An 18,385-nucleotide genomic window follows, 5' to 3' on the forward strand; every position below is an offset into this window, starting at 1 on the left:
CCCGGGGCCGCCCCATTCCCAGGAGGAGGAAGACTGCATGCGAGAGACGGAGCAGGAGGCGGCCGGCGGCCGCCCGGCACCGCCCGGGACCCCGCGTCTCGGTGTGGGCATGGTCGGTTACGCGTTCATGGGCGCCGCCCACTCCCACGGGTGGCGGACCGCCGGACGCGTCTTCGACCTGCCGCTCCAGCCGCATCTGGCCGCGGTCTGCGGCCGCGACCCCGAGGCGGTGCGCACGGCCGCGGCCAGGCTCGGCTGGGACGCGGCCGAGACCGACTGGCGGGCGCTTATCGCCCGCGAGGACGTCCAGCTGGTCGACATCTGCACCCCGGGTGACAGCCACGCCGAGATCGCCATCGCCGCCCTGGAGGCGGGCAAGCACGTGCTGTGCGAGAAGCCGCTCGCCAACACCGTCGAGGAGGCCGAGGCGATGGTGGCCGCGGCCGGCCGGGCCGAGGCGCGCGGCCAGGTCGCCATGGTCGGCTTCAACTACCGGCGTGTCCCGGCCGCCGCCTACGCCCGTTCGCTGGTGGCCGAGGGGCGCCTGGGCAGGCTGCGCCACGTGCGGGTCCGCTACCTCCAGGACTGGCTGGTCGACCCGGCCTCCCCGCTGACCTGGCGGCTGCGCAAGGAGAGCGCGGGCTCGGGGGCGCTCGGCGACCTCGGCGCGCACGCCGTCGACCTCGCGCAGTACCTCACCGGTGAGGCGGTCGCCGGGGTCTCGGCGCTCACCGAGACCTTCGTCAAGGAGCGGCCGCTGCTCGCCGGGGCCTCCTCGGGGCTGAGCGGCACCGGCTCCACCGAGACCGGGCCCGTCACCGTGGACGACGCGGCGGTCTTCACCGCCCGGTTCACCTCCGGGGCGCTCGGCACCTTCGAGGCCACCCGGTACGCCACCGGACGCAAGAACTCCCTCCAGGTCGAGCTGAACGGCGAACTCGGCTCCCTCGCCTTCGACCTGGAGCGGCTCAACGAACTCTCCTTCCACGACGAGACCGAGCCCGCGGTCACCAGCGGCTTCCGCCGCATCCTGGTGACCGAGCCGGAGCACCCGTACCTGGAGGGCTGGTGGCCGCCGGGCCACGGCCTCGGCTACGACCACACCTTCGTCCACCAGGCCCGCGACCTGGTGCACGCGGTCGCGGCGGGCACGAGCCCCGCCCCCTCGTTCGCCGACGGGCTCCGCGTCCAGCGGGTGCTGGCCGCCGTGGAGGAGAGTGCCGCCAAGAACGCCGTCTACACCCCCGTACCGGACCTGGAGGCGTCCTGACATGCCGCGCGAATTCACCCTCTTCACCGGGCAGTGGGCGGACCTCCCCCTGGAGGAGGTCTGCCGCCTGGCCCGCGACTTCGGCTACGACGGGCTGGAACTGGCCTGCTGGGGCGACCACTTCGAGGTCGACAAGGCACTGGCCGACCCGTCCTACGTCGCCGGGCGCCACCAGCTGCTCGACAAGTACGGGCTGAAGTGCCGGGCCATCTCCTACCACCTGGTCGGCCAGGCGGTCTGCGACGCCATCATCGACGAGCGGCACCAGAACATCCTGCCCGCCCGCATCTGGGGCGACGGCGAGCCCGAAGGGGTCCGGCAGCGGGCCGCCGCCGAGATCAAGGACACCGCGCGGGCCGCGGCCGCCTTCGGCGTCGACACCGTCATCGGCTTCACCGGCTCGGCCATCTGGCACCTGGTGGCGATGTTCCCGCCGGTCCCCGACGGCATGATCGACCGCGGCTACCAGGACTTCGCCGACCGCTGGAACCCGATCCTCGACGTCTTCGACGCCGAGGGCGTCCGGTTCGCCCACGAGGTCCACCCGGGCGAGATCGCGTACGACTACTGGACCACCCACCGGGCGCTGGAGGCCGTCGGCCACCGGCCCGCCTTCGGGCTCAACTTCGACCCGAGCCACTTCGTGTGGCAGGACCTCGACCCGGTCGGCTTCCTGTGGGACTTCAAGGACCGGATCTACCACGTGGACTGCAAGGAGGCCCGCAAGCGCCTCGACGGGCGCAACGGGCGGCTCGGCTCCCACCTCCCGTGGGGCGACCCGCGGCGCGGCTGGGACTTCGTCTCGGCCGGCCACGGCGACGTGCCGTGGGAGGACGTCTTCCGGATGCTCCGCTCGATCGGCTACGAAGGGCCCGTCTCGGTCGAGTGGGAGGACGCCGGGATGGACCGGCTGACCGGTGCCCCCGAGGCGCTGGCCGCCCTGCGCAAGCTCGACTGGGACCCGCCCCAGGCCTCCTTCGACGCGGCCTTCGGCGGCCGCGACTGACCGGGACGGCCTGAGCGCGAGGCCCCTGACCGGCCCTCCGGCACTGCCGGAGGGCCGGTCAGGGCTGCCCGCACACCCCTTTGTCCTCTGCCGGGAAGAAGTTCAAGTTACCTGCTGTGCAAGGGGTTTCCGGCGGGAACAAAGGTCGCTACGGTCCAGAGCGAGACCAGTACGGCTCCCCGGGGTGACGGCGCACCCCGGCAGCACCCCCACCCGCACGACGTCTTCCCGGAGGAACTCCGTGCACAGGAAACGTCCAAGATTCCGCCAGGCGGTGGCGCTCCTCACCGGCGCCCTCCTCACCAGCGCCTCACTGGGCCTGGCCGCGCTCCCCGCGAGCGCCGCCGACCCGGAGGCCCTCGACAAGCCCGCCGCCGCCCCCACCTTCCAGCAGGTCACCCTCGCCAAGGGCGTGGAGGAGACCGGCGAGCCGATGACCATGGCCGTCCTGCCCGACGGCGGTGTCCTGCACACCGCCCGCGAGGGCGCCCTGCGCCTCACCGACGCGGGCGGCACCACCAAGGTCGCCGGCACCCTCGACGTGTACAGCCACGACGAGGAGGGGCTCCAGGGAGTCGGGATCGACCCCGGCTTCGAGGAGAACCGCTTCATCTACCTGTACTACGCCCCCAAGCTCGACACCCCGTCCGGCGACGCCCCCGAGAACGGCACCGCCGCCGACTTCGAGCCCTACGACGGCGTCAACCGCCTCTCCCGGTTCGTCCTGGCCGAGGACGGCACGCTCGACAAGGCCAGCGAGCAGAAGATCCTCGACATCCCCGCCTCGCGCGGCATGTGCTGCCACGTCGGCGGCGACATCGCCTTCGACGCGGACGGCAACCTCTACCTGTCGACCGGCGACGACACCAATCCCTTCGCCTCCGACGGCTACACCCCCATCGACGAGCGCGAGAACCGCAACCCGGCCTTCGACGCCCGCCGCAGCTCCGGCAACACCAACGACCTGCGCGGAAAGATCCTCCGCATCAAGGTCAAGGACGACGGCTCGTACGACGTCCCCGAGGGCAACCTCTTCGCCCCCGGCACCGAGAAGACCCGTCCCGAGATCTACGCGATGGGCTTCCGCAACCCGTTCCGGATGAGCGTCGACCAGGCCACCGGCATCGTCTACGTCGGCGACTACGGCCCCGACGCCGGCTCCGCCGACCCGAACCGCGGTCCGGCCGGGCAGGTCGAGTTCGCCCGCGTCACCGAGGCCGGCAACTTCGGCTGGCCGTACTGCACCGGTGACAACGAGCCGTTCAACGACTACGACTTCGAGACCAAGGAGTCCGGCGAGCCCTTCGACTGCGACGCGCCGAAGAACACCTCGCGGCACAACACCGGCCTCACCGACCTGCCGCCGGCCCAGGCCGCCTGGATCCCGTACGACGGCGACAGCGTCCCGGAGTTCGGCAACGGCTCGGAGTCGCCGATGGGCGGCCCGGTCTACCGCTACGACGCCTCTCTCGACTCGGCGGTGAAGTTCCCCGAGGAGTTCGACGGGAACTTCTTCGCCGGAGAGTTCGGCCGCCAGTGGATCAAGCGGATCGAGCAGGGCGAGGACGGCACCGTCGAGGCCATCAACGACTTCCCGTGGTCCGGCACCCAGGTCATGGACATGGAGTTCGGCCCGGACGGCGCCCTGTACGTCCTCGACTACGGCACCGGCTACTTCGGCGGCGACGCCAACTCGGCCGTCTATCGCATCGAGAACGCCACCGACGGCTACGCGCCGGTCGCGGTCGCCAAGGCCGACAAGACCTCGGGCCAGGGCCCGCTGGAGGTCACCTTCTCCTCCGAGGGCACCACGGACGCCGACGGCGACCCGCTCACCTACAGCTGGGACTTCGGTGACGGGGCCACCAGCGACGAGGAGAACCCCACCCACACCTTCGAGGAGAACGGGGTCTACTCGGCGACGCTGACCGCCACCGACCCGTCCGGCCTCAAGGGCACGGCCTCGGTCCAGGTGACCGTCGGCAACACCGCGCCGACCGTCACCCTCCAGCAGCCGAAGGACGGCACACTCTTCAAGTTCGGTGACACGGTCTCCTTCAAGGTGGACGTGACCGACCCCGAGGACGAGTCCGTCGACTGCTCCAAGGTCACCGTCCGCTACATCCTCGGCCACGACAACCACGGCCACCCGATCACCTCGGCAGAAGGCTGTGAGGGCACCCTCAACGTCCCCGCCGACGGTGAGCACGACCCCAACGCCAACATCTTCGGCGTCATCGACGCCTCCTACACCGACACCGGCGCCAATGGCCAGCCCGCGCTGACCGGCTCCGACCAGATCCAGCTGCAGCCCCGCCACCGGCAGGCCGAGCACTACGGCGACTCCGAGGGCGTGGCCCCGCAGAACAAGTCCACCGCCCACGGCGGCAAGACCGTCGGCGACATCCACAACGGCGACTGGATCTCCTTCAAGCCGTACAACCTCTCCGGCGCCGACAAGTTCACCGCCCGTATCTCCTCCGGCGGCAGCGGCGGCACCCTGGAGGTCCGCAGCGGATCGCCCACCGGCACCCTGCACGGCACCGCGACCGTCCCGGTCACCGGCGGCTGGGAGACCTTCGAGGACGTCGAGACCGAGCTGACCGACGTCGGCCCGGACACCACCGAACTCTTCCTCGTCTTCAAGGGCGAGGGCGACGGTGCCCTCTACGACGTGGACGACTTCGTCATCGACGGTGCCGCCCCGGCCGCCGCCGACAAGAAGCTCCTGGTCTTCTCCAAGACCGCCGGCTTCCGCCACGACTCCATCCCGGCCGGCATCGAGGCCCTGAAGGAGATCGGCACGGAGAACGGCATCGAGGTCGACGCCACCGAGGACGCCGGCCAGTTCACCCCTCAGAAGCTCGCCGAGTACGACGCCGTCACCTTCCTCTCCACCACCGGCGACGTCCTCGACGGCGACCAGCAGAAGGCGTTCGAGGAGTACGTGGCCGGGGGCGGCGGCTACGTCGGCGTCCACGCCGCCGCCGACACCGAGTACGAGTGGGAGTTCTACGGCGGCCTGGTCGGCGCCTACTTCGACTCCCACCCGCACATCCAGGAAGCCACCGTCGAGGTCGAGGACCACGACCACCCGGCCACCGCGCACCTCGGCGAGACCTGGGAGCGCACCGACGAGTGGTACAACTACCGCACCAACCCCCGTGAGCAGGCCCGCGTCCTCGCGACCCTGGACGAGTCCAGCTACGAGGGCGGCAACATGGACGGCGACCACCCGATCGCCTGGTGCCAGACCTACGAGGGCGGCCGCTCCTTCTACACCGGCGGCGGCCACACCGTCGAGTCCTTCGCCGAGGGCGACTTCCGCACCCACCTGGCCGGCGGCCTGAAGTACGCCACCGGCCTGGCCGACGCCGACTGCTCCCCGAAGGGCGGCGGCGAGGAGGAGGACGGCTACGAGCCGATCTTCGACGGAAAGACCCTCGACGGCTGGAAGCAGGCGGGCCCCGGCGAGTTCACCATCGACAACGGTGAACTGACGACCACCGGCGGCATGGGCCTGCTCTGGTACGAGGCCAAGGAGCTGTCCTCCTACTCCCTCAAGCTCGACTGGAAGATGGAGGGTGACGACAACTCCGGTGTCTTCGTGGGCTTCCCGGCCTCCGACGACCCCTGGTCGGCCGTGAACAACGGCTACGAGGTGCAGATCGACGCCACCGACGAACCCGACCGCACCACCGGCGCCGTCTACACCTTCCAGTCCGCCGACATCGAGGCCCGCGACAAGGCCCTCAACCCGCCGGGGGAGTGGAACAGCTACGAGATCAAGGTCCAGGGCGAACGCCTCCAGGTCTTCCTCAACGGAGTCGAGATCAACGACTTCACCAACGAGGACCCGGCCCGCTCCCTGACCGACGGGTACGTCGGCCTCCAGAACCACGGGGACGACGACCACGTGTCCTTCCGCGACATCCAGCTGAAGGAACTGCCCGCCCAGGGCGACTGAGCGACGGCGGGCGGCGGACGCCGGACCTCCGCCCGCCGTCTCACCCCTTTCCGGCACCCACCCACTCACCCCCACCGGGGACGGGCGGCCACCCGCCGCCCGTCCCCCGACCGGGGCCCGGTCCCGCCACGCGGACCCCGCCCCCTCCGGTTCCGCTTCCCGTTCCGGATGCTCACCCCCGGCCTCGTGGAGGCCCCGGCCGGCCCGGCGGCGGACGACCGCCGAGTCCCGGCCCCACGCACCACCGCCCCATCGGATCACTGCTGTTCGCTGGTAACAGGAGGCTGCCTGTGTCCACCGAGTCGTTCCCCACTCACACCCCCGCTCCCGCTCCCGCCCACGACCCCGGGCAGGCGCCCGCCGGACCCCGTACCGGCGTCTGGCTGATCGGCGCCAGAGGCTCCGTCGCCACCACCGCCGTCGCCGACTGCGCCGCCACGGTCGCCGGGCTCCATCCGCCGACCGGGCTCGTCACCGAGACCCGGCCCTTCGCCGGAGCGGGCCTCGCCCCGCTCTCCTCCCTGGTCTTCGGCGGCCACGACACCGCCGACTGCCCGCTGCCCAAGCGCGCCGAGGCGCTCGCCGAGGGCGGCGTCCTGCCGCACGGGCTGCCCACCGCCGTCCGCGCCGAACTGGAGGCCGCCGACCGCGCCATCCGCCCCGGCGGCCCGCAGTCCGGAGACCCCCGCTCCACCGAGGAACTGGTCGACGCCTTCGCCGCCGACCTCACCGCCTTCCGCGAGGAGCACGGCCTCGCCCGCGTCGTCGTGATCAACGTCGCCTCCACCGAGCCCGCCCCCGCCGACGGCACCCTCCCCGCCAGCTCCCTCTACGCCGCCGCCGCCCTGCGCGCCGGCTGCCCGTACGCCAACTTCACGCCCTCCACCGGCATCCACCACCCCGCCCTCGCCGAGCAGGCGCGCGCCTCGGGGCTGCCGTACGCCGGGCGGGACGGCAAGACCGGGCAGACCCTGCTGCGCTCGGTGCTCGGCCCGATGTTCCGCGACCGGGCCCTCGCGGTGCGCGCCTGGTCCGGCTCCAACCTGCTCGGCGGCGGGGACGGCGCGGCCCTGGCCGACCCGGCGGCCGCCGCGGCCAAGAACGCCGGCAAGGAACGCGTCCTCGCCGACACCCTGCCCACCGTCCCCGAGGGCGAGGTGCACATCGACGACGTGCCGGCCCTCGGCGACTGGAAGACCGCCTGGGACCACATCGCCTTCGACGGCTTCCTCGGCACCCGCATGGTCCTCCAGACCATCTGGCAGGGGTGCGACTCCGCCCTCGCCGCGCCCCTCGTCCTCGACCTGGCCCGGCTCCTCGCCCGCGCCCACGAGGCCGGGATCGGCGGCCCCCTCGGCGAACTGGCCTTCTACTTCAAGGACCCCGACGCCCTCCAGGCCCCGGACGGCGTCTCCCCCGCCACCCCCGCCGGCCTCGCCGAGCAGTACCAGCTCCTCCTGGGCTTCGCCCGCCGCCTGGGGGCCGCCGCGTGACCCCGCCCCGCACCCCGGGCGGCCGGCTCGCCGCCTGGGCCGAACTCCTGCGCGTCTCGGCCGCGTTCAGTGTCCCCGGCGACGCCCTCGCGGGCGCCGCCGCCTCGGGCGCGCGCCCCGGCCGTCGCACCCTGCTCGCCGCCGGCTCCTCGCTCTGCCTCTACGAGGCCGGGATGGCCCTCAACGACTGGGCCGACCGCGAGGAGGACCGGGCCGAACGCCCGCACCGCCCGCTGCCCTCCGGCCGGATCAGCCCCACCGCCGCCCTCACCGCGGCCGCCGGACTGACCGCCGCCGGGCTCGGCCTCGCCGCCGCCGCCGGACGCCCCGCCCTCGCCACCGCCTCCGCCCTGGCCGGCACCGTCTGGCTCTACGACCTGAGACTGGCCGGTACGCCGGCGGGCCCGGCCGGGATGGCCGCCGCCCGCACCCTCGACGTGCTCCTCGGCGCCACCGCCACCGCCCGCACCGGCGCGGCGGCCCGCACGGCGCTGCCCGCCGCCGCCCTGCTCGGCGCGCACACCTACGCCGTGACATCGGTGTCACGCCACGAGACCCGCGGCGGCTCCACCCGCGCCCCGCTCGCCGCCCTCGCCACCACCGCGGCCACCGCCGCCACCGTGGCCGGGCTGCGGCGCGGCGCGCCCACCCGACTCCCGGCGGACCGGCGGGAAGCAGCCGCCCCCGGTCCGCCGGGTCCTCGTGCGGCGAGGACCGCCGCCCGGGTCGGCCTCGCCGCCCTGTACGGCACCACGGCCGCCGTGCCCTACCTGCACGCCGCGCTCAACCCCTCGCCGCCGCTCACCCAGCGGGCCGTCGGCGGCGGCATCCGCGCCATGATCCCCCTCCAGGCGGCCCTCTCCGCCCGCGCCGGAGCCCTCGGCGGGGCGCTCGCCACCCTCGCGCTGGTGCCACTCGCCCGCCTCGCCGGAAAGAAGGTGAGCGCCACATGACCGCCGCCTCCGCCCCGCTCCGCCTCGGCTACGGCACCAACGGCCTCACCGACCTCCGCCTCGACGACGCCCTCGCCCTCCTCGCCGGCCTCGGCTACGACGGCGTGGGACTGACCCTCGACCACATGCACCACGACCCGCTCGCCCCCGGCCTCGCCGCCCGCACCGCCCGCATCGCCGGACGCCTCGCGGAACTGGGCCTCGCGGTGACCGTCGAGACCGGCGCCCGGTACGTCCTGGACCCGCGCGAGAAGCACGGCCCCGGCCTGCTCGACCCCGACCCGGACCGGCGGGCCCGGCGCACCGGCCTGCTCGCCACCGCCGCCCAGGTCGCCGCCGACCTCGGCGCGCACGCCCTGCACTGCTTCACCGGGGCCCCGCCGCCCGGCGTCACCACGGAGGAGGCGTGGGCCGCGCTGCCCGACGCCCTCGCACCGGTCCTGGAGGCGTCCCGGACCACCGGCGTCCCCCTCGCACTGGAGCCCGAACCCGGCCACCTGGTCGCCACCCTCGCCGACTTCCACCGGCTGCGCACCCTGCTGGGCGACCCCGGCGAACTCGGCCTGACCCTGGACATCGGCCACTGCCAGTGCCTGGAGCCCGAGCCGCCCGCCGCCTGCGTGCGCGAGGCCGCGCCCTGGCTGCGGCACGTCCAGATCGAGGACATGCGGCGCGGCGTCCACGAGCATCTGCCCTTCGGTGAGGGCGAGATCGACTTCCCCCCGGTCCTCGCCGCCCTCGCCGCCACCGGCTACCAGGGGCTCACCGTCGTCGAACTGCCCCGCCACTCGCACGCCGGGCCCACCCAGGCCGCCCACGCCCTGCCCTTCCTGCGGCGCGCCGCCCGCGAGGCCGGCGCCGCCCTCACCCCGGCCGGACCCGCATGAGGCGGCCCGCACTCCCCATCCGCGCCACGCCGCGACAGGAGGACCCCGCATGAACCACCCCACCTCCGCCCCGCCGCAGCCCGACCCGGCCGCGATCCGCCGCACCCTCGCCGGACAGCTCGACGCCGACGCCCGCGTCTGGCTCGACACCGCCCTCACCGAGGCCGCCGAGGACCCCGGCACCGGGCCCCTGCCCGTCTGGGAGCGCCGCTTCGCCGAGGCCGGACGCGTGGTCGGCGCCGACCACGCCGACACCGCCCGCGTCCTGCTGCTCCACGCGGCCGGCGCCGGCACCGCCACGCTCACCCGCCTCTACCAGGAGGGCAGCGGCGCCGAACGCCGCGCCGTGCTCGACGCGCTGGCCCTCACCGTGGCAGGACCCGACGCCGTCGGCCTGGTCGAGGACGCCCTGCGCGCCAACGACACCGGCATCGTCGCCGCCGCCGTCGGCCCGTACGCCGCCCGTCACCTGGACGCGCACGCCTGGCGGCACGCCGTCCTCAAGTGCCTGTTCACCGGCGTCCCGCTGACCGCCGTCGCCCAGCTCGCCGAACGCGCCGCCGGCGACGGCGAACTCGACCGGATGCTGGCCGACTTCGCCGCCGAACGCGCCGCCGCGGGCCGCGCCGTCCCCGCGGACCTCACCGCCGCCCGGGCCCTCACCGAGGCCGCGCCCCCCGGCCGTACCACGACCCCGCCCGCCGGCGGCGGCGCCAAGGAGAACTGATGCGCATCTTCGACCCCCACATCCACATGACCTCCCGCACCACCGACGACTACCAGGCCATGTACGACGCCGGAGTGCGCGCCCTCGTCGAACCCGCCTTCTGGCTCGGCCAGCCCCGCACCTCGCCCGAGAGCTTCCGCGACTACTTCGACGCGCTGCTCGGCTGGGAGCCCTTCCGCGCCGCCCAGTACGGCATCGCCCACCGCTGCACCCTCGCCCTCAACCCCAAGGAGGCCAACGACCCGCGCTGCACCCCGGTCCTCGACCTCCTGCCGCGCTACCTCCTCAAGGACAACGTGGTCGCCGTCGGGGAGATCGGCTACGACTCCATGACCCCGGCCGAGGACGCCGCCCTCACCGCGCAGCTCCAGCTCGCCGCCGACCACGGCCTGCCCGCCATGGTCCACACCCCGCACCGGGACAAGCTCAGCGGGCTGCGCCGCACCCTCGACGTGGTCCGCGAGTCCGCCCTCGACGTCGAACGCGTCCTCATCGACCACCTCAACGAGACCACCGTCAAGGAGGCCAAGGCCTCCGGCGCCTGGCTCGGCTTCTCCATCTACCCCGACACCAAGATGGACGAGGAGCGCATGGTCGCCGTCCTCACCGAGTACGGCCCCGAGAAGGTCCTGGTCAACTCCGCCGCCGACTGGGGCAAGAGCGACCCGCTGAAGACCCGCGCCGTCGGCGACGCCCTGCTCGCCGCCGGCTTCGACGAGGACACCGTCGACCAGGTGCTGTGGCGCAACCCGGTCGCCTTCTACGGCCTCAGCGGCCGCCTCGGCGACCTGACCGTGCCCGCCCCCACCGGCCCCGCCGAGCACGAGGGCAACAGCATCCAGCGGGGCGCGCCCCGCACGGCGGGGGAGTGAGCCGATGCGCTTCCGCCACCCCGACGGCTCCACCGTCCACCTCGCCTACTGCACCAACGTCCATCCCGCCGAGACCCTCGACGGGGTCCGCGCCCAGCTCCGCGACCACTGCGAGCCCATCCGCAAGCGCCTGGGCCGCGACCGGCTCGGCATCGGGCTGTGGCTCGCCCGCGACGCGGCCTCCGCCCTCGTCGCCGACCCCGCCGCCCTGCGCACCCTCCGCGGCGACCTAGACCGGCGCGGCCTCGAGGTCGTCACCCTCAACGGCTTCCCCTACGAGGGATTCGGCGAGGCCGAGGTCAAGTACCGCGTCTACCGGCCCGACTGGACCGAGCGCACCCGCCTCACCCACACCACCGACCTCGCCCGCCTCCTCGCCTCCCTGCTCCCCGACGACGTCACCGAGGGCTCCGTCTCCACCCTTCCCTTCGCCTGGCGCACCGACTACGACAGCGGCCGCCACCGCACCGCGCTGGGCGCCCTCACCACCCTCGCCGAACGGCTCGACGCCCTCGCCGACCTCACCGGCCGCTCCATCCGCATCGGCCTGGAGCCCGAACCGGGCTGCACCGTCGAGACCACCGCCGACGCCGTCGCCGCCCTCGCCCCGCTCGGCGACACCACCGCCCACCGCATCGGCGTCTGCCTCGACACCTGCCACCTCGCCACCTCCTTCGAGAACCCCGCCCGGGCGCTGGGCACCCTGGAGGCGGGCGGCGTCCGCATCGTCAAGGCCCAGCTCTCCGCCGCCCTGCACGCCGAGGAACCCCACCGGGCCGAGGTCCGCGAGGCCCTCGCCGCCTTCGACGAACCCCGCTTCCTCCACCAGACCCGCACCACCACCCCGGCCGGACTGCGCGGCACCGACGACCTCGACGAGGCCCTCACCGGCGGCCTCCCCGACACCGGACCGTGGCGCTCCCACTTCCACATCCCGCTCCACGCCGACCCCGAACCGCCCCTCACCTCCACCCTCCCGGTGCTCCGCGAGACCCTCGCCGGCCTCGTCGGCGGCCCCGTGCCGCGCACCCACCACCTGGAGGTCGAGACGTACACCTGGCAGGCCCTGCCGCCCGCGCTGCGCCCCAAGGCCCGCGCCCGCCTCACCGAGGGCATCGCCGCCGAACTCACCCTCGCCCGCGATCTCCTCATCGACCTGGGCCTCAAGGAGCTGCCGTGACCGCCGACCGACCCCAGCCGCTCCTCGTCCTCGACGTCGTCGGCCTCACCCCGCGCCTGCTGGAGCACATGCCGCGCCTCGCCGCCCTCGGCGCCCGCGGCAGCCGCTCCCCGCTCGGCACCGTCCTGCCCGCCGTCACCTGCTCCGCCCAGTCGACCTTCCTCACCGGCACCCTCCCCGCCGACCACGGCATCGTCGGCAACGGCTGGTACTTCCGCGAACTCGGCGACGTCCTCCTGTGGCGCCAGCACAACGGCCTCGTCAGCGGCGACCGCCTCTGGGACGCCGCCCGCCGCGCCCACCCCGGCTACACCGTCGCCAACATCTGCTGGTGGTACGCGATGGGCGCCGACACCGACTGGACCGTCACCCCGCGCCCCGTCTACTACGCCGACGGCCGCAAGGAACCCGACTGCTACACCCGCCCGCCCGAGCTCCACGACGAACTCACCGAGAAACTCGGCACCTTCCCCCTCTTCCACTTCTGGGGCCCCGGCGCCGACCTCGTCTCCTCCCAGTGGATCATCGACGCCACCCGCCACGTCATGGCCACCCGCGACCCCGACCTCACCCTCGCCTACCTGCCCCACCTCGACTACGACCTCCAGCGGTTCGGCCCCGACGACCCCCGCTCGCACGCCGCCGCCCGCGAACTCGACGAGGCCGTCGGCCCGCTGCTGGACCAGGCCGAGGCGTCCGGCCGCACCGTCGTCGTCCTCTCCGAGTACGGCATCACCTCCGTCAGCCGCCCCGTCCACCTCAACCGGGTGCTGCGCGAGGCGGGGCTGCTGGAGGTCCACACCCAGGACGGCATGGAGTACCTCGACACGATGGCCTCCCGCGCCTTCGCCGTCGCCGACCACCAGCTCGCCCACGTCTACGTCAAGCGCCCCGAGGACCTCGACACGGTCCGCGCCCTGCTCGCCGGCGTGCCCGGCGTCGACACCCTGCTGGACGAGGAGGGCAAGAAGGAGCAGGGCCTGGACCACCCGCGCTCCGGGGAGTTCGTCGCCGTCGCCGAACCGGACGCCTGGTTCACGTACTACTACTGGCTCGACGACGCCCGCGCCCCCGACTTCGCCCAGCTCGTCGAGATCCACCGCAAACCGGGCTACGACCCCGTCGAGCTCTTCATGGACCCGAACGACCCCTACGTGAAGCTCCGCGCGGGCGCCGCCGTCGCCCGCAAGAAGCTCGGCATGCGCTACCGGATGGCCGTCGTCCCGCTCGACGCCTCGCCCATCCGCGGCAGCCACGGCCGTCTGCCCGCCGACGAGGCCGACGGCCCGCTCCTCCTCAGCTCCCGCCCCGGAGCCACCGAAGGCCCCGTGGCGGCCACCGACGTCAAGGCGCTCCTGCTGCGCCTCGCCGGTCTCACCACCACCCCCGCACCCGACACCGCCCCTTCCCGGGAGGACCGTTCATGAGCCGCACACCCCGCCACCTCCGCGACGTGACCGACCCCGAGCTGAGCAGCCGCCTCAGCCGCCGCAACATGCTCGGCGTCGCGGCCGGCACCGGCGCCGCCGCCCTGCTCGCCGCCGCGGCCTCCGCCTCCCCGGCCCTCGCCGCCGGCACCGACCTGGCCACCCAGGGCAAGGGCAAGCCCGGCAAGGGCGACCCCGTGCTGCCCCCCGGCCGCCTCGGCATCCAGCTCTACAGCCTCCGCGACAAGGTCGCCACCCTCGGCTTCGCCACCGTCTTCAAGGAACTCGCCCTCTACGGCTACGACGAGATCGAGTTCGCCGGCTACACCCAGGGCGAGGCCGGCCCCCTCACCCTGCGCCAGCTCAAGCGCCTCGCCCGCGACCACGGCCTGAAGCCCATCGGCAGCCACGTCAACTACTACGACGACAACAACCCCGACGCCTACAGCTTCGCCCAGAACCTCGACAAGGTCCTCGACGAGGCCGCCGAACTGGGCCTGCCGCACATCGGCACCGCCTCCGGCCCCTGGCGCTACGGCGACACCGTCGACGGCTGGAAGCGCTGCGCCGAGGAGTTCAACCACTACGGCGCCGAGGCGAAGAAGCGCGGCTTGAAGTTCTACCAGCACAACCACGCCGAGGAGTTCTCCTTCGCCTCCGACCGGCCCGACGTCCGCCTCTACGACGTCCTGCTCGCCGAGACCGACCCGGACCTGGTCCACCTGGAGATGGACATCTACTGGGCCTACTGCGCCCAGTTCCGCTTCTCCAAGCGCGCCGACGGCACCCCGGACCCGCTCGACCCGCTGGCGTACGTCCTCAAGCAGCCCCACCGCTACCCGCTCTTCCACGTCAAGGACGGCGAGCACGACGAGACGACCACCGACGGCTACCGCATGACCGACGTCGGTGACGGTGACATCGACTACCGGCACTTCATCTCCACCGTCACCGGCCTGCGCGGCCACCGCTACGCCCACCACTGGCAGACCGAGCACGACAACCCCACCGACTCCCTCCGCTTCGCCCGCCGCTCCAGCGCCCACCTGCACTCCCTCCGCAAGAAGAAGCACTGACCCACCCCCGTCGGGAGGGCGCGGAAAGAGGCCGTGGGGGCCCTTTCCGCGCCCTCCCGGCACCCTGCGCACGCCCCCGCTCACCCTCCGTGCCACCCCGCCCCTGACCACCCGCTATGCAGGTGAACAGCACCCCGAACCCCTGGTAGAGTTTTCTCTGTCAGCGCGGGAAACGCCCCGCAACGACAGACACCTTGTCCGGGTGGCGGAATGGCAGACGCGCTAGCTTGAGGTGCTAGTGCCCTTTATCGGGCGTGGGGGTTCAAGTCCCCCCTCGGACAACCGCCTCAGGCGGCCGCTCCCGGGCGCGGGAAACGGGCGCGTATCGCGTCGACGAAGAGGTCGCGTGAGGTGGGCCCGCCGAACCGGAGACGGTCGTAGGCGCAGAAGGCCGGCTCCAGCCGGTCCAGCTCGTCGACCAGCGCGTGCAGCCGCTCCGCCCACGGCCCCCGTGGATCGCCCGGTTCGTCCGCGGCGGCGGCGATCGCCGCCGTCAGCAGGCCCTTGCGCCGGATCGTGGCCGGGCTCACCGCGTGCAGGCAGACGTACTGCCCGCTCAGGTACGCCGCCCACTCCGCCTTCCCCTCGACGGGGTCGGCCCAGTGCCCGGTGAACCACGCCTCCAGCCCGGCCTCGCCGCCCGCCTCGTCGGCGAGGGAGAACAGGTCGCGCGGCACCATCTCCGTTCCGTCGGAGCGCAGGTACCCCGGCAGCGGCAGTAGGCCCTCCAGCATCAGCCGGCGGGCCGCGTCGCCGCCGCCCCTCCCCACGCACACGGCCTCCAGCTCGGCGAACTGCTCACCGGCGTACGCGTCGTCGGCCGCGCTCATGGGGTGGTCGCCGTTGACCTCGCGAAAACGCGCGGCGAGCCGCTGCCTCAGCTCCGTGTCCGACATCGGGTGAACCTCCGGGGTTGTGCGGACCGTGCGGCTCTGTGCCGCACGGGTTCCCGCACGCTATCCACCGGACGTTTCGCCACGGACCGAACCGAGCCCGCGCCGGCCGCCAGGTGGGACGTTCGGCGCGGCCGATACGGGTAACGCCTACGGGTATGGCACCGAACAGGGATGGAACGACGGGCGGCACGTCGACGCCGGGCCCCGCACCCGAGGTCGAGCGGCAGGCGCCCGGGCAGCCCACCGAGCTGCGGAAGAAGTCGTGGAAAGCCGTGCTGCGGCGGACGGTGGCGGAGTTCCAGGACGACGAGCTGGCCGACCGGGCGGCGGCGCTGACGTACTACGGGGTGCTCGCGTTGTTCCCGGGGTTGCTGGTGCTGGTGTCACTGCTCGGGGTGGCGGGGGAGTCGACCACGCGGCGGGTGCTGGAGAGCATCAAGAAGATGGCGCCGGGGCCCACGCGGGACGTGGTGACCAGTGCGGTCGAAGGGGTGCAGGGGGCCGGCGGGGTGGGCTCGTTGCTGGCCGTGGTGGGTGTGCTGGCGGCGCTCTGGTCGGCCTCCGGGTACGTGGGGGCGTTCATCCGCTCGTCCAACGCGGTGTACGACATGCCCGAGGGGCGCCCGGTGTGGAAGGTGCTCCCGGTGCGGGTCGGGATCACCGTGGCGCTGGTGGTCATGGCGGTCGGGAGCGCGCTGATCGTCGTGTTCACCGGGGACCTGGCCCGGCGCGCGGGGTCGCTGCTGGGGATCGGTGACACCGCGCTGACCGTGTGGTCGATCGCCAAGTGGCCGGTGCTGCTGCTCCTGGTGATCGGCATGATCGCCCTGCTGTTCTGGGCCGCGCCCAACACCAAGGGCCCTGGCTTCCGCTGGGTCACACCGGGCAGCTTCCTGGCGCTGGTGATCTGGCTGCTGGCCTCGGCGGGGTTCGCGGTGTACGTGGCCAACTTCGGTTCGTACAACAAGACGTACGGGGCGCTGGCGGGTGTCGTGGTCTTCCTCGTCTGGCTGTGGATCAGCAACATCGCGATCCTGCTGGGCTTGGAGTTCGACGCCGAGCTGGCGCGGGAGCGGGCCGTCGTCGGCGGGCATCCGGTCGACGAGGAGCCGTACGTGGAGCCGCGCGACACCCGGTCCTGGCCGGACGAGGAGAAGCCCGGCTGAGAAGAGGGAGCGCGTGCCGGTCCGGGACACATCATGCGGGTTTCGGGGGGTACGCGGCCCTCACGTCGCGCCGAGCGGCACACGCACAGGCCAGACCGACCCCTGGAGGGAAGCATGATCCGGCAACCCGGCAGTGACGACTCCACGCCGACCCCCGAGGAACTCCGCGCACGCGTGGAGGGCACCCGTGAGGAGCTCGGTATGGAGGTGGAGGAGGCGGCCGGCAAGACCGCCGACGTGAAGGAACAGGCGCAGGCCAAGGCGGCCGAGCTGAAGGAGACCGCCCAGGCCAAGGGAGCCGAGCTGAAGGCCCAGGCCCAGGTCAAGGGTGCGGAACTGAAGGGCCAGGCGCAGACCAGGGCCGCCGGGGCGAAGGCGCAGGCGCAGGTCAAGGCGGCCGAGGTGCTGGAGCGGACGCCCCAGCCGGTGCGCGAGAGGGCGTACCAGGTGGGGGAGTCGGCGCGGACCAACGTGAAGCCGCTGATCGGCTTCGGCCTCGCCGTGCTCGCCGTCTGCGTGGTCGTCTCCCGTGCGGGGAGGCGCTGATGCCGTCGGCCAAGGTGATGTACCGGCCGGTCGGCCTCGCCGTGGGCATGGGCGCCGGCGCCCTGGCCGGGCTCGCGTTCCGGAAGGTGTGGGCCCTCGTCAGCGACGAGGAGGCACCCGCGCCCACCGACGAGAACCGCCGCTGGCGCGAGGTGGTGCTCGCCGCCGCGATCCAGGGCGCCATCTTCACCGCCACCCGGGCGGTGGTGGACCGGGGCGGCGCGAAGGCCGTGAAGCGCGCCACCGGGACGTGGCCCGGCTGACGAGTTTCTCTCCGACTCCCCGGCCCGGTCGGCTCATGACCGACCGTCGGGCGGTGGTGGGAGAGGTGAAGCCTCATCAGGGGTGATGAGAGCGACGGGAGGGGCTTGGTCCGGTGGTCGGGCTTGGCCCCTCCCTCGTGTGTGCGCCCGAACTCGGTTGTCAGAGCTGGTAGTCCTGGGCCAGTTCCTCCCAGGCGATGCCGAGCAGCGACGGGTCCGCGTCCTCGGCCGAGGGGACTCGCGGGTGGGGCTGGAACCAGGCGACGGTGAGGGCGGAGCGGTGCAGTGCCGGGTCGAGGTCCGGGGCGAGGGGGGTGGAGCGGAAGGTGCCGACGCAGGCCACCGCAGGCATGACCTCCACCGGGCCGAACGGGCCGGCGGGCTGGTCCGGATACCGGCGGGAGGGTTCCACGAGGTGTACCGGCGTGGTGGGGGAGGTGCCCTCCGCCTCCGCGCGTACCGCTCTGACCTGCATGTCGTTGAGGAACTTGCAGGGGTATCCCTCCAGCTGGCCCGCGTAGGTGGAGCTCATCCGCACCTGGACGAGGTCGAGCGGGCGACCGGAGGGGAGCACGAGGCGGCTCAGTGGCATGGCGGCACTCTACGGGGGCGCCGCCGAGAGGGTGAGCCGCCTTCTCCGCTCATCTGAGCGCGCT

The 18,385-nt window shown here is 73.4% G+C and carries 16 protein-coding genes and 1 tRNA gene; 15 read left to right on the forward strand and 2 right to left on the reverse strand.

The features are described from left to right. Positions 1–37: 37 nt before the first annotated feature. The 12 genes from IF45_RS0113415 (at position 38) to IF45_RS0113470 (ending at position 15,139) form a co-directional block, all read left to right on the forward strand. A complete protein-coding gene (locus IF45_RS0113415; protein ID WP_003951962.1) occupies positions 38–1,270 on the forward strand; it encodes a Gfo/Idh/MocA family protein in 1,233 nt (410 codons plus the stop codon). 1 nt (position 1,271) lies between these two features. Then, a complete protein-coding gene (locus IF45_RS0113420; protein WP_003951963.1) occupies positions 1,272–2,276 on the forward strand; it encodes a sugar phosphate isomerase/epimerase family protein in 1,005 nt (334 codons plus the stop codon). Between the two features lie 241 nt (positions 2,277–2,517). Next, entirely contained in the window at positions 2,518–6,243 is a 3,726-nt protein-coding gene (locus tag IF45_RS0113425) for a ThuA domain-containing protein (RefSeq protein ID WP_030307570.1), read from the forward strand. Positions 6,244–6,533: 290 nt separating this feature from the next. Then, positions 6,534–7,736 carry an inositol-3-phosphate synthase gene (locus IF45_RS0113430; protein ID WP_030307572.1) on the forward strand — a complete coding sequence of 401 codons (1,203 nt, stop codon included), beginning with the start codon at positions 6,534–6,536 and terminating at the stop codon, positions 7,734–7,736. After that, positions 7,733–8,689: an SCO3242 family prenyltransferase gene (locus IF45_RS0113435; RefSeq protein ID WP_030307574.1), complete on the forward strand. Its 957-nt coding sequence runs from the start codon at positions 7,733–7,735 to the stop codon at positions 8,687–8,689. The genes IF45_RS0113430 and IF45_RS0113435 overlap by 4 nt, the downstream gene beginning before the upstream one ends. After that, entirely contained in the window at positions 8,686–9,576 is an 891-nt protein-coding gene (locus IF45_RS0113440) for a sugar phosphate isomerase/epimerase family protein (RefSeq protein WP_030307575.1), read from the forward strand. The genes IF45_RS0113435 and IF45_RS0113440 overlap by 4 nt, the downstream gene beginning before the upstream one ends. Before the next feature lie 49 nt (positions 9,577–9,625). Continuing rightward, positions 9,626–10,303 carry an EboA domain-containing protein gene (locus IF45_RS0113445; RefSeq protein WP_030307577.1) on the forward strand — a complete coding sequence of 226 codons (678 nt, stop codon included), beginning with the start codon at positions 9,626–9,628 and terminating at the stop codon, positions 10,301–10,303. Next, positions 10,303–11,175 carry a TatD family hydrolase gene (locus tag IF45_RS0113450; protein ID WP_003951969.1) on the forward strand — a complete coding sequence of 291 codons (873 nt, stop codon included), beginning with the start codon at positions 10,303–10,305 and terminating at the stop codon, positions 11,173–11,175. Before IF45_RS0113445 ends, IF45_RS0113450 begins: the two co-directional genes overlap by 1 nt. A gap of 4 nt (positions 11,176–11,179) precedes the next feature. Further along, a complete protein-coding gene (eboE, locus tag IF45_RS0113455) occupies positions 11,180–12,355 on the forward strand; it encodes a metabolite traffic protein EboE (RefSeq protein WP_003951970.1) in 1,176 nt (391 codons plus the stop codon). Then, complete coding sequence (locus tag IF45_RS0113460) at positions 12,352–13,782, forward strand: alkaline phosphatase family protein (protein WP_003951971.1); 1,431 nt, start codon at positions 12,352–12,354, stop codon at positions 13,780–13,782. The genes eboE and IF45_RS0113460 overlap by 4 nt, the downstream gene beginning before the upstream one ends. Beyond that, positions 13,779–14,858, forward strand: coding sequence for a sugar phosphate isomerase/epimerase family protein (locus tag IF45_RS0113465; protein WP_030307579.1), 1,080 nt, complete (start codon positions 13,779–13,781; stop codon positions 14,856–14,858). The genes IF45_RS0113460 and IF45_RS0113465 overlap by 4 nt, the downstream gene beginning before the upstream one ends. Positions 14,859–15,054: 196 nt before the next feature. Then, positions 15,055–15,139, forward strand: a tRNA-Leu gene (locus IF45_RS0113470). Between the two features lie 6 nt (positions 15,140–15,145). Here IF45_RS0113470 and IF45_RS0113475 read toward each other — a convergent pair. Then, positions 15,146–15,754, reverse strand: coding sequence for a DUF6058 family natural product biosynthesis protein (locus IF45_RS0113475; protein ID WP_030307580.1), 609 nt, complete (start codon positions 15,752–15,754; stop codon positions 15,146–15,148). A gap of 155 nt (positions 15,755–15,909) precedes the next feature. Between IF45_RS0113475 and IF45_RS0113480 the strand changes: the two genes are divergently transcribed. The 3 genes from IF45_RS0113480 to IF45_RS0113490 all read left to right on the forward strand — a co-directional run bounded on the left by IF45_RS0113480 (position 15,910) and on the right by IF45_RS0113490 (position 17,729). Then, entirely contained in the window at positions 15,910–16,920 is a 1,011-nt protein-coding gene (locus IF45_RS0113480; protein ID WP_234373629.1) for a YihY/virulence factor BrkB family protein, read from the forward strand. A 114-nt stretch (positions 16,921–17,034) separates the two neighbouring features. After that, positions 17,035–17,466: a DUF3618 domain-containing protein gene (locus tag IF45_RS0113485; protein WP_030307584.1), complete on the forward strand. Its 432-nt coding sequence runs from the start codon at positions 17,035–17,037 to the stop codon at positions 17,464–17,466. Next, positions 17,466–17,729, forward strand: coding sequence for a DUF4235 domain-containing protein (locus tag IF45_RS0113490; RefSeq protein ID WP_003951975.1), 264 nt, complete (start codon positions 17,466–17,468; stop codon positions 17,727–17,729). Before IF45_RS0113485 ends, IF45_RS0113490 begins: the two co-directional genes overlap by 1 nt. A gap of 160 nt (positions 17,730–17,889) precedes the next feature. Here IF45_RS0113490 and IF45_RS0113495 read toward each other — a convergent pair whose 3' ends face one another. Next, entirely contained in the window at positions 17,890–18,321 is a 432-nt protein-coding gene (locus IF45_RS0113495) for a hypothetical protein (RefSeq protein WP_030307585.1), read from the reverse strand. Positions 18,322–18,385: the final 64 nt, after the last annotated feature.

Origin of the sequence: Streptomyces albidoflavus (genome assembly GCF_000719955.1) — a bacterium.
GTDB classification, from domain to species: domain Bacteria; phylum Actinomycetota; class Actinomycetes; order Streptomycetales; family Streptomycetaceae; genus Streptomyces; species Streptomyces albidoflavus.